This is a genomic window from Sphingobacterium sp. LZ11T8, assembly GCF_024261425.1.
Taxonomy (GTDB): Bacteria; Bacteroidota; Bacteroidia; order Sphingobacteriales; family Sphingobacteriaceae; genus Sphingobacterium.
In genome coordinates this window covers 58,009-82,415 of record NZ_JANBZY010000002.1, presented here as the reverse complement: position 1 = coordinate 82,415, position 24,407 = coordinate 58,009, and the positions used below count along the sequence as shown (strand labels likewise).

Below are 24,407 nucleotides of genomic sequence, written 5' to 3'. Positions count from 1 at the left end.
CTGGGCCTTTTTTCTGTTTGCAACATTCACATTACCGTGATATATTTTTATATAATATTTTATATGTTTACGCATCGCGAATTTTTCGCTGACTAGGTAAGTGTTCTACCTGGGCCCTCTCTCCGAACAACAGCCCAGGAGTTCCTTACATTATGTTTCAATGCTAGTGGATATCGAAATCCACTGGCTTTTTCTTTGAATGTTTCCGCACTATCTATTTTATATCAGCCCCTACCGAAATAGTGGCTTGTTACTACCTGATGATCTTTAAAACCTTTGGATAAAACTCTGCAAACAGTTTGGCGTATCCTGAACTGTTCAAATGCAATCCATCCCAAGTATCAACACCAAGGCTTCTCAAAGTTATGGGAACTTCCTTGATGGAACTTATAATGGGTATACCTTCTTTTTCGGCAACTAATTCCATGGCGATGCAGTAATCTACTAAAGTCTTGTTAACTGAATTCTTAGTATATGTGTTATACCCACTATTATCTCTATTTGGTGGTGTGATGAAAATAATACTTGATTGTGGTTTGCTTGTTCTGATATAATCAATATAAACCCTCAATGCACCATAAAAAGTGAAATAGTTTAATCCTGTACCGTTAATATAATCAGTATGGAAATCTCCGATAGGTCGACTTAACCTAAAATCATTGGTTCCACAAAGGAGTGCATTAACATCTCCAATTGTCCAGGCAGACCTATTCTGGATTATACTTCCTGTTCCTTCAGTTGGAGCCGTCAACGCTGATCCAGGATATCCAAAGGAATAGAAGTTGGCAAAGTTTACCTTTTCTTTAAGTAGGACCTGCAATCCAGGATATGTGCCGGTGCCATCACCCTGCTTAACAAGGGAATCTCCAGCAATCATGAATGTATCAGGTGACTGCTTAATGCCTGTATCCACATTTCCCGACAATGGGATGTTCATTACGGCTCCAATGGTTGCCGGATTTGACCTGAAACTTTCATATGGACTCTTGTCAAAGGATATCATGATTGAATCCATGACCTTCATCGGATCGTTGGCGTGCTTGACAGTAACCTCAAAGGCTATGGCATTTGAAGGTACTGCAAGACCAATGGTCGAAAGGTCTGCATAGCTCCCGAAAGAGATCAACGCTCCGCTTGAATCAATGAACCTTCCCCATTTGTTCTCTGCAAAAGTGGTTACGCCTGTTACATATATACGTGGGTATTTGTAGTTTGTAAGTGGAACATAAGCCGTGTACCAACCATTAGACGTATTCAATGCCCCTGTGGTATTTGATATATACCTATTCTCCATAACCCCGAATTGCTTCATTGCCTCGGTAACAACAGCGGACTTATTGAACAGCTGAGGGTTCTTGATGGTGATATTGAAAGCGTATTCAGAAGTGGGTACGATAAAAGATTCGTTCCCGTTGGTCTTGAATGATGGCCTAACATATACCACGCCCGGTAAGGTTACAGGAACATTTGTATAAACAGAGTTTGATACCAACGGTCCGCTGACAACTCCAAGATAATTGAAGTCTTGATCAAACCCGACAACAGCAGGTTTAAGGCCATCTATCTCGCCTTTGTACATTAAAGGGTCTGGCCCCACATATTTTTGGAAAGGTCCGGTCTTATATGCTGGATCATAGACAAACTCCCCTGTCGATCCGATATAATAGCCGTTATCGAACCTAGATCCCACAACCTCCTTGGCGACAGGCTTAGAAACGAAAGCCTTAGAAAAATCATCGGCCATAAGTTCCGTTCTCTTGGACGCCCTTTTGTTGTAAATCTTATTTCCGTCAGGAGCCTTTTTGTTTCCGGGCAACACATCGCCGTCAGCAAGTGAGTCCGGCAACGCCCCCATGTCCTTCAGGACCCAAGAAGTTCCGCTCCAATAGGATTTCCAACGTCTGTCAGCACTGGCCTCTACAGGACCACTACCGAAGTCATACCATTTACCGCTAGATACTTCTGCTGTTCTCTGTTCTCCTGCAGGACCATTGGCCACGACAAGGGCAGTAGCAGAGCTGTCTCCTCCTACTAGGGGTTCTAGTTCTATACCGGTAATGTTCAAAAACTCTTTGGCCTTGTTCCATTGTGATGCTAATGCTTCACCGTTTTCATCGGCCATCAAAAACCAATCTTCTCCTTTTATGACTTCCGCTATCCCCATTCCAAAGGGGAACTTCACTTTATCCTCTTCACCTGCCATACTAATTTATTTTAAATCTTTTCTACACTACTTCCACTCTCACTAATCTCCCTGATTCAAAAAACCAATCTTCTATGGTGTCATCAGCTAATTTTATTCGTTTGGTAACATTCAAACCCAGTTCCCCATTAATTTCTAGGGATGTAGTTTTTATTGAGTTATGTTCAACATTGTCAGTAGTTTTTAATCCCTGATCAAATGTCGAATCATAGGATCTACCATCCCATTTATCGGAATCTCCTACTTTACACTTTACTCCATTTATATAGACATATCCACCATTGCTATGCAGATAAATCTCTCCGGGGACTTCATCGTTTGGATTCACATAAAATTCAGGTATTGCCAATAAATGGGTATTCCTGGTACCCCTCACCTTCAACGGTAAAGTAGATTCATTGCCACGCTGCAAGGTCTTATCCAAAGTCGAATCACTTGATTTTACATAGCTTTGGGCATTTACCCATGACTGGGATGCTCCCGAACTTACGTTGCTATTGGCTTTATTGGAATTGCTTGAAATACTGTTTTCTCCATAATCATTTCCACCATCCGGCAATTCGTGATCTACATATTGGCAGATTGTACCTCCAAACCTATGCTCCTTTGATTGGATGTCACCAGCTTTGATAAACCATTTGGTATTTGGATAATCTCCTAACTGAATTACTCCATTTAGGTTAATTGGATAAGTACTCAATCCTCCGTCCATCAACTTCTTTGGTTTTAAATACCGCCTTTGAATAGACTTGGCTAGTGTTAAACCAATTGGACATATTTGAAGGGAATTGTCCCGAGTAATCCACTTATCAACGACTTTGCCACCTACACTAATAATTGACAGATGATCATTGTTCTCTTCATCACCGAGTAATACTGTAACATCATCAAGTTTATCAAAATAGTCTCCATCCTGAATGTATTCGTATAACCTTCCTATCCCAATATCCTTATTGGCTATTTTGGTTATCTGGACATCAGCTATCTTGATCTCGGGATTAAATTCACCTTTATAAAAGGTCATTAATTGCCCATGGTTTTCTGACCACTCTTCATAACCTAGCTTTTCGTTTTCAGTATCATATGTTGTAGAGATCATTGCATAAGCAAATTTATCTTTATCGTACATAGGTGATCCCGTAGCACCAGTTCTAAGCATTTTAAATGCGGAGCCAACAAATTTTATTGTAATTTCTCCATCATCAGGAAGGCCTTCACTTTTGATATTAACTTTTGAAAAGTCAGAAAAATTTCCTGCAGGAGTAGGATTATGTCCAGTGGAGTAGTTTGTATTAAAATGCCAAACAATACTGTTTTCTTTTTTCTTCCAAGAACCTATTGGATTAGCGGACATATAGTTAATGTCAGACCATCCTTTTTCATCCTCATGATTTACTAGGTAGTAAACAGAATCTTTTGTTTTCAATTCCACCACTATAGTTACATAGTTGTATCTATTGGCATTCGAAGAAAACTCTTTAATACTTTGCCACCATGACATTCTAAGCACATCGCCTTCTAGCATACTTATTCTTACTGGCCTAATCCAGTTGAATGAATTAAACTCATTTGGAGTGGCCATTTGAAGAAAATTACCAAATGGTTGACCACTAGCAAACTGGCCGAGATCGATTGTAATACCCCATTTAGAACTCTCTCTTACCCATCCATCAGGAGTATATGTTGGTGACATAGGGACATTTGGCCCTTCAAATTTTCCATTTCGAATAAGATTCGTGAGGTTGTCTCCTTCAGCTTTGTATCTATACTGATATCCTACACTAACACTTTTTAAGGTTTTGTCTATATACCTGGTATTTCCAGAAGCCTTGTAATTAATTTCGTCATGTTCACATGGAATAATAGAATCTTGACTCTTTTCGAACCTGTTTAAATAATTACCATCAAAATCATACTCGAAATAATCTTGCTCAATCCTATGTTTATCTAATGACTCAAAAACCCATTTCCCATTTTCTTGAGAAACCCTGGAATCAAATAATAAGGCAATATTGTTGAGAACATCCCATGATGACAACGTACCATCGGTATAATCGTAATACTTCTTCCCTTCATCATTCTGATTGTCTTTATTGATTGTGGTTTCTGGATTTACCCAAACCCTAACATCATGGGTTGATATTGCGAGTGGATCTAAATTTTGATCATAATTTGGTGTATAGAAGTAGCCTGTTATGGCAGCTACTGGATCAGGGGTATATTGAGGATTTAGTTTTATACCTTTACCCCAAGAAGGATTTGAAAGATCAATTTCCTCTATGATTGCATTGACATATTTGTTTCCATCGATTTCTTTGAAATAAAGATAATTTCCAATTACAATCAATTCATCAAAAAAAACAAATTGAGGACTGTAAATAAATCCGTTTTCTACTTTGTCGATAACGAAAATTGAGTCTGTTCCGTTAACCTCAATCGGCAACCGATCCACAAGTGAAAGGATGTTTAATTCCAATCCTGTTTTCTTGAGACATTCCTTAACAGCAAACAATAGCGATTTTTCATAGTTTTCATCTACAGTGCCATAATTTACCCCACTTGGATCAATAAATTTTAACCCCTTTAACCGTGTTAAACCATCAAAAGCTTTGATATCTAAATACCTAACTCCATTAGTATCATCCTCTCCAAAGCTTTCGGGGGTCAAGAAACCTATCCAGTCTACCTCATTATTTATCAAATGAATAATCTGAAACTCACTATCGTTGGCTGTAAATATATCGTCCATTCCAAAATTTTCATCTCCGATCAACTGCAATGAAGCATGGGTTGGATAAATTTCGCCCAACAGGTTCTCTTCGTTATTTAATAATGATTTTTCAAATGGAATTGGTCCAGCATCAACAAATGTTGCCGGACCTAGATAGTCTTTCTTTCGAATGGATAACCTAGCAGTATCCCCTACCTCGTTTATACAATAGTTATGAAAATAAATTTCCCCGTACATCACTCATCCTACCCTTTACCAAACTTCTTTTCAAACCTAGTAGCTTTGTTATAAGACCACTTAGTCACGTTATTACGTGTTTGACCTTCTATATTAAGGTCTAAAGATAACCGATTTTTTCCCATAAAACTATTATTTTGGCTAGAATTGCTAAAATTTTTAGCTACACGTGGAGTAAAATCATTTATAGATGGAATTTCGCCTGACTGAAGTGATCTTAAATTATCCACTCCTATTCTCTTGGTGCTTTCTGCATCAAATACAAACTCCTTACCATGAACAATTCCAGCAGGTTTATTAGGGGACATGTTCCCAGTGTATCCACCTGAAGAAAACCCAACTCCCGGTAATATTGTCGAAATTGCAGTTGATGCTCCCCCTGTGAATATTGCACTAAATAATTTTATTGCAGCAAGTCTACTGAATTGCTGAATAAGTGATGAAACCAGAGATTTAAACAATGATTCCATTCCGGATTTAAAGGATTGCCCCTCTACCAACATGTTTGAGAAAGCATCGCCAACACCACTAGAGAATTGATCATAAACGGTTTTTAGAGCGTTAATACTGTCCTGCTGATTTAGGAGGCTATCCTGAACTGCTTTGAATTGTTCTACTGAAATAGCACCTGCTTGAAACTTTCTAACGTTCTCATCTAATAATATATTAGATTTTTCAAGAGCTTTATTAAATAGACCTCTGGAGTCAACCATTGCCAATCGCATTCGTTGCTCCTCTTTATAAATTTGCTCCGCTTTGTCAAAGTACTCCTTCTGAAGTTTATCCTGTCTACCATCAGCGTCAATATTTGTAACGCCTATTGAAACCTGGCCCCGAAGACTTTTTTCTAGATCAGCCGCTAAGTTTTTGTATTCAGAATTAAGTATCCTTAATGACCTTTGAGAAGCTGATTCATCAAATTTACGTGAGAATACCAAATCAACATTGATATTATCTTGAGCTATTTTTTTGGTGGCATCTGCAATTTTAATTGCAGTATCCTTTGTTTTCTTTTCTTGATCTGAAAGAGACTTTTTAACCATTTTATCAATAGCCAAAATAGTCTCAGCTTTATTGTTTATCTCTAACTGTTTTATTGCCTCAGAGGCATTGGAAGAAATCTTTACATTTTCATAAATATTTCTTTTCCATCCTTCATATTTTTGGTTTATTTCTTCAATTGTTTTCTGGATTCCCGAAACTTCTCTTTTGTTTAGACTATCATAGGAATTTAACAGTGTTTTTTCAAGTAATTCCTGTTCTCTAGCAATGTCTTTTGCTAGTTTTTCTCTTTCTCTCTGTGCTTTTTTTGCATCTGAATCAGATCCTCCAGGTGTTGTACCAGATTTTTTTACAACATCCATACCTCCTTGTGACCTATAAACCTTAATAGCCTCCGATAATGCCGCTATATAATAATTTACAGATCTACCTAATTCATCATACTTTGCCATTGCCTGATTGACAGATAAGCCATCAGATGCAGAGGTTTTATAAAAGTTATTGTATTTCTCCCTAGCCTTTTTTAATAGTATTCCTAATTCACCAATATTCTTTTTTTGCTCATTAAGGGACTTACCACTTATTCCAAAGTTTTGAATATATTTTTCACCCGTGGACATTCCCCTTTGATCTGTGTAATTCTTGTCCCAAAACCTTTTCCAGAAAGCAGAAAAATCCTGTGAATTAAGTAATATAGTAATTTCACGAATCATTTCAGCGAATCCATCAGTTACTTCTGTAAAGAATGTTTTTGCTCTTTTTGAATCCCAAAGCATGTCAAAGGCTGTATTCAATCTATTGACAGATGCTTGCATGGAAACAATCTTTTCGGTTTTGTCATTACCAAATGAAATGTCTAATTGTTTAGCGAACTTTGGTAGGAAGTCCTCAGAAATGACCTGTCCTTTTTCAAGCATCTTATTGAGCTGAGCTTCTGTAACCCCCATTGCTTTTGCAGCTAATGCAAATGCTCCTGGCAATCGTTCTCCTAACTGCCCCCTGAGCTCCTCGGCCTGAACTTTTCCTTTGGACATCATTTGAGACATTGCGAGAAAGGTGCCCTGTACTTGTTCGTTGGAGAGCTTTAGTCTCCCCGCGGCATTAGCTACGGATTCAAATATCTTTCTGGATTCTGAACCGGTTAAATTGGCAAACTTGGCAGATCCTTGCCACGTCTTAAAAGATTGTGCGGTGGACATAAAATCTAAGCCTAATCTATCGGCTGTTTCTCTCAGGAACTTAAGGTTTGTATCAAATGCAATGGAACTACCCGAAACCTCTCTTAAGGAAACATTAAGCGCATCAAGTTTAAGGTTGGTATTGAATGACTCTCTCATTCCAGAAACCGCTAGGGCCACAATTCCTGCTGCAGTTGTAAATTCTGTCAGATATGGAATGGCACCCGAAATGGCACTGGTATAATTACCGACATTGCGCTGATGGTTTCCCATTGCGCGATCAAACTCTTTTAATTTACTGTTTAGCTTGGTATATTCGGCTATCTGAGCTCGGACTGCTTTATTCTTAAGATTAAATCCATTAGCATTTTCCCGAATAGATTTACCTAAAGCTGTTAATCTTTGTTGTGCTTCGCGATAAGAACCTGAAGCTGCTGTAGTTGCTTGTTGATTCTTTCTTTTTTCAAGTGTTAATGCAGCTAATTCTTTCTTTAACCTCTGAAGCTCTGTTCTTTCAGACTCAGTAGCCTTCCTTTGCTTCTCTGTAGCAGTTTTAGCCTGTTCAGTTGCGTTTTTACTTTCGTTTAAGGCTTTGGTCTTTTCTTTGATCTGATTGCTTAAATCAACCGAAACCGCCTTTAACCTTTCAACCTCTGATTTGTACTTTGCAACGCCTTCCTTTGCATGGTCTATTACAGAAGTTCCATTATTTATTGACTGGAAGTATTTATCCAATGAAACACCACCAAAAGAATTTTTTATGTTTTCGGCAATCTCCTTGGTAGACTTGCCCATTTTATCAAATCTTTGCTCAATAGCGGAAATATGTCTATCTCCCCTATTTACAAAGTCTTCTATACTCTTTTCTGCAACACTTAAACCTTTGGAAAGCTGGTCTAATTTAGCTCTTATTTCTACACTTAAAACTGCATCTGCCATCCTTACCCTCCTGTAATCTTCTTAATTGCATCTAGTGCAGCACTTTTCTTTTCATCTGACCAATTATCAATATTAACTGTGTTATTTTTTTCTTGATCTAGGTCGGATTCATCTATGGGCCACCATGACTCTTTAGTTTTAGGCAAATCCTTTGGATCTGCATAACCCTTTATTATGTGCCAAGAAATTTCTCTAACATTCTTTTGAGCCTTACGCTCCTTTTTTAGGAACCCCTTATACATCAGGCCGAATTCGTAAGGTGTCAGGCTATAATATTCAATAGGCAATAAGCCCATCTCCCCAAATGCGATCTCTTTTATCTCTTCGTAGGTAATCTCCTTGTTTTCGGAATCTTCTTGGTCTTTTTTTTTGACTCTTCACCCTTCAAGTCATCACCAACGTTTTTAAGGATATCTAAGGCTTGGTCTACAACATTGAACAGTTTGGACCCTGCTTTACTTTCCTCAAACACTTTAAGTACTTCATTAATGTTACTGTCTGATTTTTCAACATCAAAAAAGTGATCTTCAAGTTTAACCATTAGGTCCCCATATGTCATTTCAGGATATAAAGAATCAATTGCACATTGGTTAAGATACCCTGCCCAAGCAACATCGCATGCATATTTATTTGTTCCCATATATGAAGAAACAAGTTTTTGCATCTCTTCAAATGCCACCATTCCGAAATAAAGGGGGATTCTTTCACCCCCTATACTCAATACAATCCTCATAACATTAAATTAAGGAGTTACCGGTTCTGTGGTAGCTAACACTCCAGTTCCTTGGACGGTCAGCGAAAATGTATAAGCTTCATTGTTTCCTGCTGTTGAGTCCAATTGGCTTATCCATCCAAAACCGTAGTCAACTTCTGTAGATCCAACTTTCGCCATTTTCCATTCAGCATCTTCCCCTGAAGCCCACATGTCTTTTAAGTCATTCAATGAAACCTCCGAAGCTTGCAAAGTGTCATCAACTGCATTCCCTTCTCCGGAAAAGCTCCAGTTTTTTTCACCTGATTTAGATTCTTGGAAACCATCGCTACATTTTGTAGAAGATGTGATTGCGTCAGCCCCTCTACTCACTCCATTACTTGAAAGACATGCAATTGTTTTCCATGTCTCATCAGCGGCCCTTTTAACAAATAAAAGGTATTCCTTTCCATTCTGCATTCTTAACGCCATATCACTTTATTTTAATTATCAAATATGATTTACTTTATGCTGTATTGTAATAATCTTGGTTATTATTCTCTCACTGCTAGATTCACCAATCAAATCCCTTTCGGTAATCTTTTTTGTATCCCAGATATTAAGACTTGGTATGCTCAATCCTGTAGATCCAGGATATGGTATTGCTAGGCCCAATAAAGAGTCAGCAATCATTTCAACATCTTTTTTAGTCCCAGATCCTAATGGGTATTTAGCTATTATATTGAATGAGATAAGGTCTATTGTTGAAAAACCGCATTTAAGGCTGTCATCTGTTGAAGTCTGGCCGGACACAACAATATAAAATTGTGAAAGGTCATCTGGATCAGCGATTTCATCATATACAAATACCGTTTTGTCCTTGTAGGAAAGTGAACTCAATAAAGTCATATAACCAACCCTCAGCTCGTAACCAACATTTCTCATCTTTTCAATACTGCTCTAACTTTATCAACAAATAACGGAGTAAATGATATCCATGCAGGGAAAAGATAACTATGGACCCTTGTTTTCCCCTTTCCGTTTATATAATATTTTCTTGCTGCATCCTGCCATTCTTTGGGCAACATATTCACATAATACCCGGCATTTAACCCGGTCCCAAATTCCAAATAAACCGGCATGTTCCTCATCATTGGAGGACCTGGCATTGAGTTTACCAATATGGCGAAACCATAACCGTTTTTGTTTGAAACTATCTTACCATTGATCAAGCCGTCGATCATAGGAGGCGCATTCATTTTAGCCCTGAATTCAATGTCTAAACCAGTATCTCTAACTACTTCGCGTATTCCGTTTCGATAGGTTTTGGACTTCTTCTGAAGCATTAGTTTAACACTGTTAAGGCCCTTGATTGCCATATGACTTAACTATAATCTTATCTTCATTTTCAGGGGTAATGTACCTCGCAATATTATCGGCTAGAAACTTAAAGAACCTTCCCTGTATTTTTCCTTTTCCCTTTAATGTGGCACTAAAAGAAAAAGGTTGCCAGGCTGTTTGATTCTCTCTGTAATCTGTGATCGTAACCCTTCCCTCACGTACATATAAATCTCCTACTTTAGCTACTCGGACACTGAATGCTTCTCCGGATACAGCTAATTCATAAAGAATTTCGTGACTTATGGAAGATGGCTTAAGCTCGTTTGAAATTGCAACCCCGTTTATATCAACTGAAAAAGTCTTCTTGCCGTTGACATGATTCCCCCAGTTACCTTCGCACCCTGATGATGTTTCAATTACCTCAGAAGAAATTCCTAGTTCATTGGAAACAATACAGGCAACGACACGCCAATCGGTATCAATAGTTCTTTTTATGAAAACCAAATAGTCATTACCTATCTCAAACATTACCCTACACTAACTATTAATTCAATGAACTTATCCTTAAATCTTTCGTTGTCTATTGTATGAATTGCAGTGGTTTTCCCTCTGAATTCAACCAACATATTACTTTCTATATTTTTATCATTTCTAAAACGGACCACAATTGAATAAACTTGCTTTAATCTGTCTTGAAATGTCTCGGCTACCCTAGATCCCTTGACCTGTTCAATTTCCGCCCATGTCGACCAATAAAGAACAGGTATAGTATCAGTTCCTCCCCCTTCATCCCTAATTTTTTCTAATCGGAATATCTTAATTCTTTCGGATCGTTTACCTGCCTCTCTCATAACAAAAGATTTCTTGAATATGGGTGGATGAGATTCTTCGCAGAATTACTCAAGGAACTAGATGACCTAACTGTTGAATTGTTGTTTACAGTAAAGTTTTCCCTGTTGTCATAATCAGTAAGAACCTGTTTTAATACGGCCAACTTTATATCTTGAGGTATTGTAATAAATCCTGCTTTATAGGTAATGTAATATGGTCCAGCTTGACCTATTTTGAGCTTATACTTTATTGATGCATCGAATTCTATTTGGTCCCCCGAATTGTTTGTTATACTCTCTACTTCAATAACAGGGGAAAAAGGAAGCCATAATGTCTTATCAGTATCAGAAGACACCTTAATCCGCTTTTCAATTATTGAAATGTTGGCAAAGTTCTCTAATGCAATACGAGATGATTTTATAAGGTCCTCGATCAATAAATCTTCACCTGTATAATCATTATCAATCCTGCAATATTCCTTTGCTTCAGCTAATGTTACCGGTTCTGCCCCTAATACTTCTAAAATCTCAATGTTTAACATTATCCCTTGAATTCTTTTGTCTTTCTAACCTCTTTTTGCTCTTTCTCTTCCACTTCCTGAGGAGACTCCAAAACTTCTACCAACCCTTTTGTTATATAGCGTTTTGCCGTTTGTAAATTCTCTTCCGTAAACACTTCCCCTGGATGGTAGAAACCTCCACAATGACATGTAGGCTTTTTACTGATCAATACTTTTGCTCTGAACTTATACATAATTCAAATTTTTGTAGCAGTTAGGGGAAACGATCCCCTAACGAGTACCATACTGCTAATAATTATTTTTGGATAAATCCCTTTTTCCTGAATGAATCAACCAATAAAGCTGATAATTGGAATTTTTCGCCCTCTTCGCGTCCTGGGAAAGTTTTTGTGGCAACAACTTCAACTGTTTTTCTTAGGTCCACTACTTTTTCTTCTTTTTTATCTGACATGATCTTGAGTTAAATTATTAATAATTCCCTGCCTTATGGAGCAGGGGTTAAAGCCGCAATGATGTTTGCAAAATCGTCATAAACGAATGCGCCATTATCAACTGATTTTACATAAGCGTGCAAACGTTGCTCAACAAGTACAGTACGCATGTTGTGAGAGAAGTCATCTCCATCCAGACCGATTTGAACTTGTTTACCTTTGTAGTAACGAATATGGAAACGAGACATGTCACCAACCAATACTTTACCAACTGGGATTTCATCGGATTCTACAATTGCTGTAGCTCCAACTCTTTGCCCATCTGAAGTGGTAAATGGAGGTAGAACATATTGCCCATTTGCTCCTTTTTTTAAATCCATATTAGCAGCATCAATTGGGTTAACAAAAGCCGCATTGGCACGGAATTTCATCGAACGGATTTGAGCAATTGCCGCACGGATAGCACCGAAACGGTCTGGATCTTCACCTTTAACGGAAGTTAAAGTATATGGAACAGCATAAAGGGTTAATCCTTTTGGTTCATCTCCTGTGCCAGTTCCTGTTAATAACTTAGCTGCCGTTTGCTCGTTAACCTCTTGGATACCATCTTTACGGATTTCTGCCGCCAAGAAAGGAATGTCATCCAATGCTTCAGTAGATACTCGGAAACGAACAGCAATCTTTTTAGCGTTTGAGGTCTCTTTAGAGATTTGGAAATCACGTAGAGGCTTCAAATCACCCTCACCGATGAACAACGCGTTACCTTCTGGATTTACTTTATTGATCCAGTGGATTACCGGACTTGAAGTACTTTGGGTATCTGCATAGTTCATTACATTTAATTCTGCTCTTGGAGCTTCATTTAAGCCTGATTCCACTACAGGATTAGGAACTAAATCACTAGCAGTTCCAACAAAAGCGCCAACTGTAATATCGGCTGCTGCTTTTGTAACTTCTAACCATCCGCCACTTTTAGCCAATTTAACAGATTCTAAATCTGACTCTTTCAGCAACTTTTCCAATGTCTCACCCTTTGCTTGTGAACCACCATTCTCAACACGTACAGTAAGATCATCCAAATGCTTTTGCATTTCTTTGGCTTCATCTTCTGCTTTTTTGATCTGTGCTTCCAAGTCTGCTGCCTTATCTTGAGCAGCCTTTAACGCAACTTCACTTGCGGTCACTCGGTTATCAAAACCTTTTACTTTTTCTTCTAAAACTTTATTTTCTTCCATCTCACTAAATCATTTACACGTGAAAATTTTATAGATATTTAATAATACTAGCTGCTAAGGGACTATCCTTGGTCAAGGAAGCCTTAATTTCATTTGCTTGCTTATACAGCTCATCAATTCTGCCATAAAGCATTTTGAATGTTTCATCTGTATATGAAGCTGATCTCATTGACTTGGTTATTTTATCCAATTGTTCTGAAATCTTTTCATAATTTTTTACTGAAACAATAGGAGTGTTTGAATTTGCTCCCCAAAACTGAAGGCTTGATCCTTCCATCAAGAAACTTTTCATTATGTAGTTGGCATCTGATTTTTCCTCCTCTACCTGTGGCATAAAGCCATGGGAATGTTCAGTGATCAAACCATCCTGAACCATTTTCAAGAAGTCCCGCCCATCTGTGTGGCTTCCGGCTTTGGATTCATAATACAACCCAAAATCATCTTCTTTTAATTCTAAAATCTTTGCTACTGCTTTGGTTCGGTTGTGGTCTAATAGGTGCTTGATTCTTGGGTGACTTGACTTAGGCCCATGTTTTAATATTGATTCTGCAAATGCTCCCTTAACAATGATGTCGCCATCACTATCCTTAGAACCGAATGCTGCGAAGTAACCAGTTACAATACCTTTTTCAACATCAACATCCTTAAACCCTTCTCCTATTTCCTTGGTTTGTAAACTTCCCACCATAATCAATCTCACTTAAACTAAAAAAGGGCAAAATAGAACCTCAACACTAATCAACTGCACACTTCTATCTTACCCTTTTCCAACAACAAAATAATAACCCGTCTAAATCACAACTCACTAATCGGATACTAAGATAATTAGTATTATTTGTTTTAGCAAATTTTTAGCTATTATTTTTAGCAAACTTTAGCAAAACTTATTCTTTAGGTTTATTTTCCTGGTTGACTCCCTGATTTCTAACCTGTTGGTTAGCCTGTTGTTGTTGCAACAGTTCTGCCGAAACAACCTTAATATTAGTTGGTTGAAGCATCATATCTGCCACTGGATCATTATGCTTATCCCATCCTATCACACTCCTAAATTCATTGGTGGTAAAATGACCTGAACCATAAACCTCTCTCATTAATTTCATATCGGGCTGCAGTTCTGGATAAAATGCGCTGTCAGCTTCAAGGAAATACTTCTTCCCTGAATCTTTGGTCAACATTGGTATCAACCAATAGTTCAAACCTTCGGTTATATCGTTGTGCTGTGGCATCACGACTTGGGTTACCAATCCTTTATAAGCCCCTTCTTGGTTGTCGTATTTAGCCCCATCCTTTAAACCCAACAGAATAGGATCAACATTGAATATTGAGCAAGTTTTCCGGAGATCTTCTTTGTCAGCTTCGATTAGTTTCATATCAGCTACACTATCACCAATTTGAGCAACCTTTACAGAAGCGGAAGTCGCTTGTATGTTCATGTAGTTTTCAGGACCTTGGAGTTTTTCTTTTATCCTATCGTTAATTTCGTCCAACTGCTCCTGAGTCATAGGTATTTCATCTGCAGCTGGCTGTTCAGCACTGATCAAGAAGGCTCTACCTCCATTGATATACGCCTTAGTCTGTGCCTTTTGGTTTGCTTTCTCCCTATTCAAAAGATTACTAGCTACATCAATTGGCGAAATTGCATGAAGCCCATCCCCATTATAATTATATAATGGATTCCATTTCTTGATATGCAAAATTCTATGCGGCTCAATTTCAATCGGCTTGCCATCAAAATAGAATACATAATGTTTGATCGGCTTTCTAAAATCACCAGAATATATTGGCTCTACCAAATGAGGAGGTAATGAATATAAGGCTACGGGCTTATTTGCATTCCTTCCTAATGTTGGCATATCTGCATAGATAAAACATTCCCCTAAAGTATTGTAGAATCCGCAAATATCTTCAAGAAATTGCATTCTTGTCTGATAAGAGTTAGGTTTGTTCAGAAGGTCAATAATTGGATGTGTTTCAATCTCTTTAAGGCCTTTCTCCTTATATTCGTTGGCTTGTTTGATAAATTCAGCCTTTTGTCTATAGTTTAGATAATAAGCCGCCTTTTGTTCGTTAGTTACCTCATACAATAACCAAGGGCAAGGTTTAAACTTATCAATGATTATCCTTACAACAGGGAAAACATGATTTGAATTAAACATAGCTTCTTCAAGCTTCCCTCCTTTTCCCCCTTTTAACAGGTCCTTAATTTCGTTACCAATATATGTAACCGGCGCAAAAACCCCATAACCTCCTGGAGTAAACCCCTTCTTTTTAAATATTCTGTCCCACAATCCCATACCTCACTAAATTTTATTCTAATTATTATAAATTTCCCTTTTCTTCTTATAGTACTGAGGGTAAACAGCGTAACGGATAGCATCAATAGCGTGATTATAAGCATCAACAGGAATTTTGCTTTTCTTGTCATGCCAGACGTAGTTGTTGAATTCTCTGCCTAACTCCACACTTTCACTATCTACTATTATTTCGTCAAAGTCCTGCATTATTGCTATACCTGCAGTAATACTTCCTTGACCTTTAACTGTTGGTTTGATATTAATACCTAACCCCTTTACCTCACTAATCAAGCGAGGTTCTGCGCTATCAGCATAAATCAATCCATCACCAGCATACATTTTATTTGCTTCAAAAACCTCACTTGTTTTAAGTTTAGGTTTGTATAAATAAAGCTTTACATAAAGTTTCTTCCTCTTCTTATCAATTGAGGTCCTAACCAATGTTGTAGGATCCGTACTGAATCCAAAGTCTTACCCCCATACAGATGGAGCAACCTCTTGAAACTCACCATATCTCCAATTGGTGAAAATTACACCTTCTGCTTTATCTAACCATCCTCCTAATACCGAATGCTTATAATATCTGTATAGTTTAACCTTTCTAGGCTGCGTTATCTCAAGTTTAATAACTTCATCATCGGTGTAGTTTTTCAACTCCTCATATGCCTCACGAGCTTCTTCGAATTCTTCCCAGATATTATCAGCGATATGCTCTCTCTCCATATCCAAATAAGTAGAATGGATATATAGAACATTTCCAACAATACCGTTAAATCCTTCAGTTACTCCTCTTTCTTCAAAGAACTCTTGATATATCCAATGTTCTTTTGTCGCTGGATTCAGAATTAAAATGTTCAGGTTACGTTTTGCTGCTCTTATCGACTTCTTAATTTTATCCCAAGATTTAAAGTCCGGCATTTCCTCTGCTTCATCTAATACCCAAACAGAAAAACCCTTTAATGATTTAAGGTTTGCAGTTTGGTTTCCAGAACTGGTCTTAATCCCTTTGAACACTATCTTTGCTTTACCATCCTTGGTAATTACCCTATCTTTCAATACGTCAAAAGAACTCTCACAGTTAAGGATCTCAATCTTTTCATTGAATTCTGGAATGATAGAATCCTCTGTTGCCTTCATGGAGTAGCGGGTATAAAGTACAGACCTAATATAATCCTTTGCAGCTATACATGTTCCTGTACCCACTGCAAAAGACTTTTGACTGTTACGCCCCCCAGTCACTACAATCGTATCAACTTTGTATAAAGGGTCATTTTCATCTTCAACAGAAAACCACTCAAAAAGTGGCTCGTATTTATCACTGATCTTTAGACTCTGTTCCTCCGTTTCCATCCCCTCTATTTCCTCTCGTGAATACTATCTTAGTAGGTTGAGTGGACATTGATCCATCACTTGAACTATGATCAATCTCTTGCTTGTCTGACCAACCCATATTTTTTAAAGCAAATATTTGAAACGTCGGTGTTCTTGCATATTGAGCTGTACTTTCGTAATGATTCTCTACCATCAATCTCGCACGTTTTATAATGTAAGAAAACCCGTCTCTTTTCTCGTAGTCATAAAAGCTCTGCCTGCTTTCAAAACCCAAATGCAAACACAGACCTGTAATAGTAACCGCTTCTGGTGGTCTATCCCAAACCTTGACATCTTCTTCCTTGCCTTCGTCATTAGTTCTACATTCCCAATGGAACTCCCCTTTAACATATTCAAAGTATTCGTCAATCTTCTCCCTCATTTCATGAGGTATTTCAAAAATTGGAGGTCTACCCCCTACATCACCATCACCTAATTCTTTCATAAGCAAACCTCCAAAATATGTCTACTTAATAGAAAACTCAAATTTGTAGTCATAGGCAGTTAACGGATTTTCATAATCTTGTGTTTCAAGAATTTCAATTACCGATTCAAACGTTTCTGCCACTTTAATTACACCATTACTTGATAAGACTATTTCTGTATATTTGTTTCCATGTGGATCGTCAAATGTTCTTTCTACAGAAACGATTGCTTTAGGGTTGATAACCTGGTTAACTTTCCCGTCTTTAGTGATTTTGATAAATTCCATCTGCTAAATATTTTGCTAAATTTTTACCCAAAAATAGCTAAAATTATTTAGCTAACAAATCAATTGATATTTTTATTAGGAACAAAAAAAGACCCTACGAATGTAGAGCCTTTCCATTCAAACAATTTACCTAATAACCTATAATTCTTTTAAGGAATCTATCTTTGACTTATTTCTTTCACTTATATCTTTCTGAAGCTTAGCAGTGCTATCCTTAGCGTTCATTGCTGCAATAGCATTGTCAAAAGGTTTGTACTCTTTGAACTCACATGATGACAAACCAATGATCATTGATAATAAAATTGCTGTTGGAGATACTATTCTTTTCATGTTCTTATCTGTTTTGTTACAACAAATATAAACGATTACGTTTATATAAACAAAATAAATATAAACTATTTAGTGTGTGTTTTAAGGAGTTTCTATACGAAAACATTTATAATTATATTTGATTATGGATTTACGAGTAAAAGAAGTAGTCAAAGCAAAAGGAATCACACTCCAGGACCTATGTAAAAGGATGGATATGTCATATATTAACTTCAACCAGAAGTTATCAAGAAAGCCTAATACGGAATTTATACAGCAGATCGCAGATGCTTTGGAAGTATCCGTTTTTGAGATTATTTCATCAGATGGTAATACTTACCATTCTTATGATGAAAAAGGCAACTGGAGGGGAATTGTAAAGAAATAAGAAAGCCCCTACCTATTAAGGAAGGGGTTATATTCAAAACAAACTACTGCTCAAACTTAAAAAATTAAACTATTGTCTTATATTATTGGTGTGGTAATTATATTGAAATGTTCAAACTCCTCAACATATCTATAGGATGCATAACCTGAACATCAAACACTTTACATGGCTCTGGTATTTTAATACTTTTTTTTCGATGCGGGTCACTTATCTCATATGTAACTAACTTACAATTATTTTTTATAGAATAAGCTATTAGCCAAGGATCTGCTAAATCTGTTTTCAAAAATCCACTTTTAGCACTTGGAGTATATAATGTGCTACCCATAGCCCATTGAGTAATTAGACTATACTCTTTAATGCAATCCTGTGTATCACAGAAAAAATTTGTGTCTAGATCTGTTTTACACCATTTAGATAAATCATCTTCAAAATCATGACCACAAATTTCCATTTTTACTTTATCAATACTTCTAATAACCCCATTCTGACTCAATTCCTTAAGTGTTTTCCAATATGATGGAATTACATCAAAAGGATAAGATGTCTGATGAGCTTGAATCAGTACGTTAGCGTCAATTAGGTAAGTTTTCAATTTTATAATTGGTTATAAAAATTCTGATACAAATTTTTTGTAAGTTTCTCCGTTTAAATTAGTTAGTTTATAGGCATCTCGATATAACAATTTGTTAGTACGTACAGCACTATTAATAAAACTTGCAAATCTTAAACTTAATCTTTTTTTGGTTGTATAATAATAATTACCACCAGGAGTTGAGAGCTCTTTTTTCTTTAAATATTCGCTCATATAATTATTATAAAACTCTAAAAAATTAGTTTTATTGATCAAATTTAAATCCATAGCTCTTCTAGCAATAACAATAGGACTAACTTTAAATTTCCTACTTAAGCTTTGAAAATTATTATTATTTTTAGTCCATTCAGATTTTAATAATTCCTCAGGAACTAGAAATTCCGCAGCTGTAAGATCACATAATTTTTCAATAGGATCATCAGCAGGTAATAAATTTTCATTATTAAAGCCTGCGCTATATCCTAACCAAATATGAGCTAATTCATGAATTAATGTGAAAAGCTGTGCTGCTGGAGCATCGGCATTATTAACAAATATAAAAGGCGCAAGCTTGTTTACTAAAACAAATCCACGGCACTCTTCAACACTCAATGGTCTTCTAGTATTTGACCCAACAATTCCGTTAAAAGTAACAATTATACCTATCTCTTCAATTCTTTGAATTAAATGATGCAATGTATCTTCCCAATTACTAAATTCTGAAGCCCAAGTTTTATCTACCTTTAAAATTTTTCTAATATCTTCCACAATATCATGATAATCCGAATTAAGGTTAAACTTACCTACAAAATCAAGTCTATCAAAGTTTAACTCCTCTAAATATTCTGTTAGCCAATCTTGTCTTTCCTGAATAATCTGGACTGTGTGAAAAACGTTTAAACTAAAATTATTATTTGTTTTAAATCCTTTGGTTCTAAAAAAGGGAAGAGGTAATTCCTCGATAGGTGGGGCATTTAGAAACATATAACCAAAAGGAACATGTACTTTGTGCGTAAAAGCTTCTAATTGTTTTACCGTTGGGAATTTTTCTCCTTCAACCCAACTTTTAACATTAGGATTTTTAGAATAAAAATCCTCAACAATATTCCCATTCCTAGAAATTGCCCACTCAATAATTTCTTTATTAATATTTTCTATCCTTGTACTCACAACGTAAATATAAATTAACCATTTATTTTATTAATGGTTCGGCAAGCGATTTAATATTGGTTATTGTAATAATATTCTAAATTTTAAATTAGGCATCAAAATTATTAGCAAGTATAATGATAAATAAATTTTTATCCAATTAAACTTCCTATATAATTTAACAGATATTTTGTAAAAATACAGGTACTATTATACAATATATTGGTGTAACAAAAAATCCCCTACCGAGCGATAGAGGATCTTAACTAACCAATTATTAACCTAAATTATGAATTTCCTTAAAAGATGGGGATGTATCACTACAGCCCCGGTTGTATATATGCGATTATCAAAAATACTAATATTTTTAGTATTCTCAAATTATCTTTTTCTTTTTGTCTCTTTAATTTTTATTATTTTATTATAATCATACCGATAAATCCCGCCTATTTGAACATAAGGAATTTCATTTCTTTCTCTCCACTGCTTAATTGTTTGCCTTGTGATTCCAAATCTTGCACACATTTCATCAGAATCAATTAATTTAGGCTCCGACTCCACAAACTTTTCAAAACTATCTTTGATCCCATCGTCAACTGCTTTTTTTATCATATCCTGCAGGTCAGACAATTTTATCTGTACAAATACTACTTCTTCCATTACATTCCGTTTAATTTATTTATAACCATTTCTTGTACTCTATCTATCTTAGACCAATCAGGAGCTATGTAAGTATCAGTTATCCTGTTTTCCTCGCTTACATGGTTTAATGCTATAGCTACGTCCTCTTTTGAGAAATTGAGATCATTCCTTGCAATAGTTGCAAATGAATGCCTTGCATGCAACATTGTCAATTCTTCTAGCTTCAAGTCTTTCATAAATGACCTCAAACCTATGGATAAGGTATTGTTTAACCTATCAATATTCTTATACTTCATTTCGAGTCGTTCTAATATTTCCTTTGCCTCCTGTGTTATTCTGACACTAATAAATGCATCATCTTCCCTCATGCCCTCTGTTTTGCTCCTATTGTATCCGATTCTGTCATGTGATCCCTTAAGCTTATCCCAGTTATTGAACAGGTCCACAGCGTTCATTCCGCACATATAAAAGGATAACAGAAATATGTCCTTTGCAAATTTCCCCCTAGATGTTTTAGGGGTTATGTCACGAATTGCCCTGATTTGTTCGATGCTAAGGTTCTTGTGTTTTTTCTTCTTCTTGGGAATGATCTTATATACTGAAAAAGGATTGTTCTTTATAAGTATCCTTCCTGTGTCCTCATCATTATATTCCCTTTTTGCTTCATTGAAAAGAGTTCTAAATGCTGCCATGTGATTGTTAAGTCCTTTATCATTTAATGATGTGGTCTTTTTAATCGTATTCTCACCCTGCTTCCGGGTAATGGTTTTTGGCATCCGTAAAAAGGACTCGTATTGTTTCAAAAAACGGGAGGTAATTTTTGAAACGCTAAGCTTAGGTCCATTGAAATCTATCAAAGAATTTGTAACCGTCACAAACGGCTTGGCAGTTTTTCCACGGCCTTGATCCTTCAGTCTTGATATGTGTAATCTGCAGAAATCAATAAACTCAATATCCTTTTGGTCATTGGTCAACTCTTTAAGGATATCATCAACAGTGAGGACCTCTAAGTTTTCAATGTCATCGATCTTTCTTCTGTATTTTCTAAGATCGTCTGCCAAGAAATCTATAATGTAATCCATGCTCACATCATCATCATTTATGATATCCTTTTCAGTGATAAACCTCCTGGTCTTAATATATCTTGAAACCCGCTTATGAGTCAACCTGTACACTACACGCCACGTGTTGTTGTTATACTTATTTTTCTTTAGAATTTTAGGGGTAATGGTAGCCATCTATAGGTCATTCATAAAACATTCATAAAACATTTGCTCGCTAATATACGTAAATACTAAGTAATTTAGTATTTTACTATTATTTTTAGCTTGGTTTAATTGATTAAAAACGGCTTTTAAAGATAAAAGGGGCTATTTTTCGCAAATAGACCCCTTTTTTTTGAAGCGGAGAGAGAGGGATTCGAACCCTCGATACAGTCATCCCGTATACAGACTTTCCAGGTCTGCTCATTCGACCACTCTGACACCTCTCCTGATTGTGGGTGCAAATATATTACTTTTCGTGAGCTTTAAGGCATTTTTCTTGAAAAATATTTATCCTTTCTGATTTCCTTTCCCTAACTTAGGTCAAACTCTAAAATGAAAAGGATTTTATCTATCGATGGTGGTGGAATCCGAGGAATTATTCCCGGAATGATGCTGGTATCCCTCGAACAAAAATTAAAGAAAGCTTCAGGCAACCCAAATGCCCACCTGTCAGAATATTTTGATTTCTTTGCCGGAACAAGCACCGGTGGTATTCTGATCAGTATATTACTTTGTCCAGACCCTCAAAATCCAACGAAACCAAGGTTCTCCGCAAAAGATGCGCTTGATATTTACCTGAAACATGGAACCGAAATATTTACCACAAGCAGTTGGCGGCGATTCTTGAATCAATTCGGTTTATTGACAGAACTCTATGATGAGAAAGTCTAAGAACGGGTCTTGGAAAGCTATTTCGGTGATCAAAAACTTTGTGAACTGATCAAACCCTGTATTATTACTGCCTACAATATTGAACTCCGTAAAAACCATCTCTTCAGACAACAGAAAGCGATTTCTCATGGTGAGTCCCGCGATTTCTATCTTAAGGATGTTTGTCGAGCAACATCCGCCGCCCCTACCTATTTCTCTGTAGCCGAAATATATTCATTGGCTGGAACACGGTATCCATTGGTTGATGGCGGGGTGTTTGCCCATAATCCTGCAATCTCTGCATTATTGGAAGTACTCAAGACTTACAAAACTTTCAAAATCGATGATGTACATATCCTCTCCTTAGGAACGGGTATTGCAAAAAATGCCTATAAATACGAGGATTTCAAAAAACAGAAAGCGATTTCCATTGGACCTGCCTTAGTCGATATTATGACCAGCAGCTCTTCAGAAAGCAATGATTATTTTCTCCACCAATTGTTTCGTTCGGTACAGCATTCTTCCAATTACATAAGAATCGAACCCTCCAACCTATCCTCCATTGAACCAGCTCTGGATGCTGCCTCAGCAGGGAATATCCAGAAAATTGTCTCCTTAGCTGATAAGTTGATCAGTGACAACGAAAATATGCTTGATGCCTATGTGTTAGACCTCATAGCAGAAAAGGAAAAAAATGGCGAAAAGAAACACAACTCGGTATGGCAGTTTTTGCGTGATAAATTATGATTTCCTTAATCGAAAGTCATAATTCCCACTAATTCTTATAAAATTGATATTTTAATAGCCTTAAAATAACCTTGTAAAAATATTTTTGTTATATTATCGAAGCGGTTAAAAACAGAACGCAAACATATCATTCAAATGGCAAAAACAATAGCTTTAATTGCACATGATGGTAAGAAAGCCGAAATGGTGGCTTTTGTTAAAGATCATCAAGAAGGATTATCCAAAGCCCACCTCGTAGCAACAGGAACTACAGGTTCCTACATCCAACAAACAGGTTTAGAAGTAGAATTAAAACTATCTGGTCCAAAAGGCGGAGATGCACAAATAGCAGCTATGGCAGCTGAAGGAAAGATACAAGGTATTATATTTTTCAGGGATCCACTTGGAAAACATCCGCACGAGCCGGATATCCAAATGCTGATGCGTATTTGTGACCTTTGGAATGTACCATTGGCAACCAACCCAGCAACCGGATCATTGATTATTAAAGGATTATTAGAAGAAGATACAGAGATTTATGGCAAATGAAGTTTTAGTGAGTATTGGGGAAACTAGTTATACAACAACTATTTCCTATGAGGATTTAAATATTTTAGCAGATGAGCCCATCGAAGTCGGAGGGCAAAACAAAGGGTTGGCACCAACCCAACTATTGCTTTCATCCGTGGGTGCCTGCAAGGCCATTACCATGCGGATGTATGCAAACCGCAAGGAATGGAAAGTAGATAAAATTGACATCAAGGTTTCCAGTGAAGTTCAACGGAGTGAACAACAACAAACAACCTATATCAAGTGCAATATCTTTATTGAGGGCGATCTGGATGAAGAACAGAAGAAAAGATTATATGCCATAGGTGAGAAATGTCCGGTTCACAAGATGTTGATGAACCCTATAGTGATAGAAAGTAATCTAATTGATACAATCCAAGAAAAAAACATTTCTTGATTGTATATTTGCGACTTGAA

Annotated in this window: 27 protein-coding genes, 1 tRNA gene and 2 pseudogenes; 4 read left to right on the top strand and 26 right to left on the bottom strand. The window is 36.7% G+C overall.

The features are described 5' to 3' along the window. Nucleotides 1-253: 253 nt before the first annotated feature. From NLF99_RS05175 to NLF99_RS05075, 21 genes and pseudogenes are all read right to left on the bottom strand, one after another. Entirely contained in the window at nt 254-2,203 is a 1,950-nt protein-coding gene (locus NLF99_RS05175) for a GDSL-type esterase/lipase family protein (protein ID WP_254526995.1), read from the bottom strand. 22 nt (nt 2,204-2,225) lie between these two features. Then, nucleotides 2,226-4,976 carry a hypothetical protein gene (locus tag NLF99_RS05170; protein WP_254526994.1) on the bottom strand — a complete coding sequence of 917 codons (2,751 nt, stop codon included), beginning with the start codon at nt 4,974-4,976 and terminating at the stop codon, nt 2,226-2,228. 203 nt (nt 4,977-5,179) lie between these two features. After that, on the bottom strand, nt 5,180-8,290 hold the full coding sequence (locus NLF99_RS05165; protein WP_254526993.1) for a tape measure protein: 3,111 nt from the start codon (nt 8,288-8,290) through the stop codon (nt 5,180-5,182). A 2-nt stretch (nt 8,291-8,292) separates the two neighbouring features. After that, complete coding sequence (locus NLF99_RS05160; protein ID WP_254526992.1) at nt 8,293-8,586, bottom strand: hypothetical protein; 294 nt, start codon at nt 8,584-8,586, stop codon at nt 8,293-8,295. Nucleotides 8,587-8,606: 20 nt separating this feature from the next. After that, complete coding sequence (locus tag NLF99_RS05155) at nt 8,607-9,023, bottom strand: hypothetical protein (RefSeq protein ID WP_254526991.1); 417 nt, start codon at nt 9,021-9,023, stop codon at nt 8,607-8,609. 9 nt (nt 9,024-9,032) lie between these two features. Beyond that, entirely contained in the window at nt 9,033-9,473 is a 441-nt protein-coding gene (locus NLF99_RS05150; RefSeq protein WP_254526990.1) for a phage tail tube protein, read from the bottom strand. 18 nt (nt 9,474-9,491) lie between these two features. Continuing rightward, the gene (locus tag NLF99_RS05145) at nt 9,492-9,926 is read right to left on the bottom strand and encodes a hypothetical protein (protein WP_254526989.1); all 435 of its coding nucleotides are present in this window, start codon (nt 9,924-9,926) and stop codon (nt 9,492-9,494) included. After that, the gene (locus NLF99_RS05140; RefSeq protein WP_254526988.1) at nt 9,923-10,360 is read right to left on the bottom strand and encodes a hypothetical protein; all 438 of its coding nucleotides are present in this window, start codon (nt 10,358-10,360) and stop codon (nt 9,923-9,925) included. Before NLF99_RS05140 ends, NLF99_RS05145 begins: the two co-directional genes overlap by 4 nt. Continuing rightward, entirely contained in the window at nt 10,341-10,850 is a 510-nt protein-coding gene (locus NLF99_RS05135; protein WP_254526987.1) for a hypothetical protein, read from the bottom strand. Before NLF99_RS05135 ends, NLF99_RS05140 begins: the two co-directional genes overlap by 20 nt. Continuing rightward, the gene (locus NLF99_RS05130; protein ID WP_254526986.1) at nt 10,850-11,173 is read right to left on the bottom strand and encodes a phage head closure protein; all 324 of its coding nucleotides are present in this window, start codon (nt 11,171-11,173) and stop codon (nt 10,850-10,852) included. The genes NLF99_RS05135 and NLF99_RS05130 overlap by 1 nt, the downstream gene beginning before the upstream one ends. After that, the gene (locus tag NLF99_RS05125; protein ID WP_254526985.1) at nt 11,170-11,694 is read right to left on the bottom strand and encodes a head-tail connector protein; all 525 of its coding nucleotides are present in this window, start codon (nt 11,692-11,694) and stop codon (nt 11,170-11,172) included. Before NLF99_RS05125 ends, NLF99_RS05130 begins: the two co-directional genes overlap by 4 nt. Then, nucleotides 11,694-11,906, bottom strand: coding sequence for a hypothetical protein (locus tag NLF99_RS05120; RefSeq protein ID WP_254526984.1), 213 nt, complete (start codon nt 11,904-11,906; stop codon nt 11,694-11,696). Before NLF99_RS05120 ends, NLF99_RS05125 begins: the two co-directional genes overlap by 1 nt. A gap of 62 nt (nt 11,907-11,968) precedes the next feature. Continuing rightward, nucleotides 11,969-12,124, bottom strand: coding sequence for a hypothetical protein (locus NLF99_RS05115; protein WP_254526983.1), 156 nt, complete (start codon nt 12,122-12,124; stop codon nt 11,969-11,971). A gap of 33 nt (nt 12,125-12,157) precedes the next feature. Further along, on the bottom strand, nt 12,158-13,339 hold the full coding sequence (locus NLF99_RS05110; RefSeq protein ID WP_254534179.1) for a phage major capsid protein: 1,182 nt from the start codon (nt 13,337-13,339) through the stop codon (nt 12,158-12,160). A 28-nt stretch (nt 13,340-13,367) separates the two neighbouring features. After that, a complete protein-coding gene (locus tag NLF99_RS05105) occupies nt 13,368-14,027 on the bottom strand; it encodes an HK97 family phage prohead protease (protein ID WP_254526981.1) in 660 nt (219 codons plus the stop codon). A gap of 196 nt (nt 14,028-14,223) precedes the next feature. After that, nucleotides 14,224-15,633 carry a phage portal protein gene (locus NLF99_RS05100; RefSeq protein ID WP_254526980.1) on the bottom strand — a complete coding sequence of 470 codons (1,410 nt, stop codon included), beginning with the start codon at nt 15,631-15,633 and terminating at the stop codon, nt 14,224-14,226. 18 nt (nt 15,634-15,651) lie between these two features. Beyond that, a pseudogene (locus NLF99_RS05095) lies at nt 15,652-16,092 on the bottom strand (terminase large subunit); the annotation flags it as partial. Between the two features lie 12 nt (nt 16,093-16,104). Beyond that, nucleotides 16,105-16,983 carry a phage terminase large subunit gene (locus tag NLF99_RS05090; RefSeq protein ID WP_254526978.1) on the bottom strand — a complete coding sequence of 293 codons (879 nt, stop codon included), beginning with the start codon at nt 16,981-16,983 and terminating at the stop codon, nt 16,105-16,107. Then, nucleotides 16,949-17,449 (bottom strand): DNA-packaging protein, encoded by a 501-nt coding sequence (locus tag NLF99_RS05085; protein ID WP_254526977.1) that lies wholly within the window; start codon nt 17,447-17,449, stop codon nt 16,949-16,951. The genes NLF99_RS05090 and NLF99_RS05085 overlap by 35 nt, the downstream gene beginning before the upstream one ends. A gap of 21 nt (nt 17,450-17,470) precedes the next feature. After that, a complete protein-coding gene (locus NLF99_RS05080) occupies nt 17,471-17,716 on the bottom strand; it encodes a hypothetical protein (RefSeq protein ID WP_254526976.1) in 246 nt (81 codons plus the stop codon). Between the two features lie 138 nt (nt 17,717-17,854). Further along, nucleotides 17,855-18,046: a hypothetical protein gene (locus tag NLF99_RS05075; RefSeq protein ID WP_254526975.1), complete on the bottom strand. Its 192-nt coding sequence runs from the start codon at nt 18,044-18,046 to the stop codon at nt 17,855-17,857. A 124-nt stretch (nt 18,047-18,170) separates the two neighbouring features. On the opposite strand from NLF99_RS05075, the gene NLF99_RS05070 reads away from it, so the two are divergent. Then, nucleotides 18,171-18,413 (top strand): helix-turn-helix domain-containing protein, encoded by a 243-nt coding sequence (locus NLF99_RS05070; RefSeq protein ID WP_254526974.1) that lies wholly within the window; start codon nt 18,171-18,173, stop codon nt 18,411-18,413. Nucleotides 18,414-18,510: 97 nt separating this feature from the next. Here NLF99_RS05070 and NLF99_RS05065 read toward each other — a convergent pair whose 3' ends face one another. The 5 genes from NLF99_RS05065 to NLF99_RS05045 form a co-directional block, all read right to left on the bottom strand. Next, nucleotides 18,511-19,008, bottom strand: coding sequence for a DUF4411 family protein (locus NLF99_RS05065; protein WP_254526973.1), 498 nt, complete (start codon nt 19,006-19,008; stop codon nt 18,511-18,513). Nucleotides 19,009-19,020: 12 nt separating this feature from the next. Next, nucleotides 19,021-20,157, bottom strand: coding sequence for an ImmA/IrrE family metallo-endopeptidase (locus NLF99_RS05060; protein WP_254526972.1), 1,137 nt, complete (start codon nt 20,155-20,157; stop codon nt 19,021-19,023). A gap of 360 nt (nt 20,158-20,517) precedes the next feature. Continuing rightward, nucleotides 20,518-20,796, bottom strand: coding sequence for a helix-turn-helix domain-containing protein (locus NLF99_RS05055; protein WP_254526971.1), 279 nt, complete (start codon nt 20,794-20,796; stop codon nt 20,518-20,520). After that, nucleotides 20,796-22,016, bottom strand: coding sequence for a phage integrase SAM-like domain-containing protein (locus NLF99_RS05050; protein ID WP_254526970.1), 1,221 nt, complete (start codon nt 22,014-22,016; stop codon nt 20,796-20,798). The genes NLF99_RS05055 and NLF99_RS05050 overlap by 1 nt, the downstream gene beginning before the upstream one ends. 166 nt (nt 22,017-22,182) lie before the next feature. Then, nucleotides 22,183-22,270, bottom strand: a tRNA-Ser gene (locus tag NLF99_RS05045). A 106-nt stretch (nt 22,271-22,376) separates the two neighbouring features. Here NLF99_RS05045 and NLF99_RS05035 point away from each other — a divergent pair. From NLF99_RS05035 to NLF99_RS05025, 3 genes and pseudogenes are all read left to right on the top strand, one after another. Continuing rightward, nucleotides 22,377-23,441: pseudogene (locus tag NLF99_RS05035) on the top strand (patatin-like phospholipase family protein). A gap of 135 nt (nt 23,442-23,576) precedes the next feature. Next, nucleotides 23,577-23,969, top strand: a complete 393-nt coding sequence (locus tag NLF99_RS05030; RefSeq protein WP_185212060.1) for a methylglyoxal synthase — start codon at nt 23,577-23,579, stop codon at nt 23,967-23,969. Next, complete coding sequence (locus tag NLF99_RS05025) at nt 23,959-24,387, top strand: OsmC family protein (RefSeq protein WP_185212059.1); 429 nt, start codon at nt 23,959-23,961, stop codon at nt 24,385-24,387. Before NLF99_RS05030 ends, NLF99_RS05025 begins: the two co-directional genes overlap by 11 nt. The last annotated feature ends 20 nt before the right edge of the window (nt 24,388-24,407 follow it).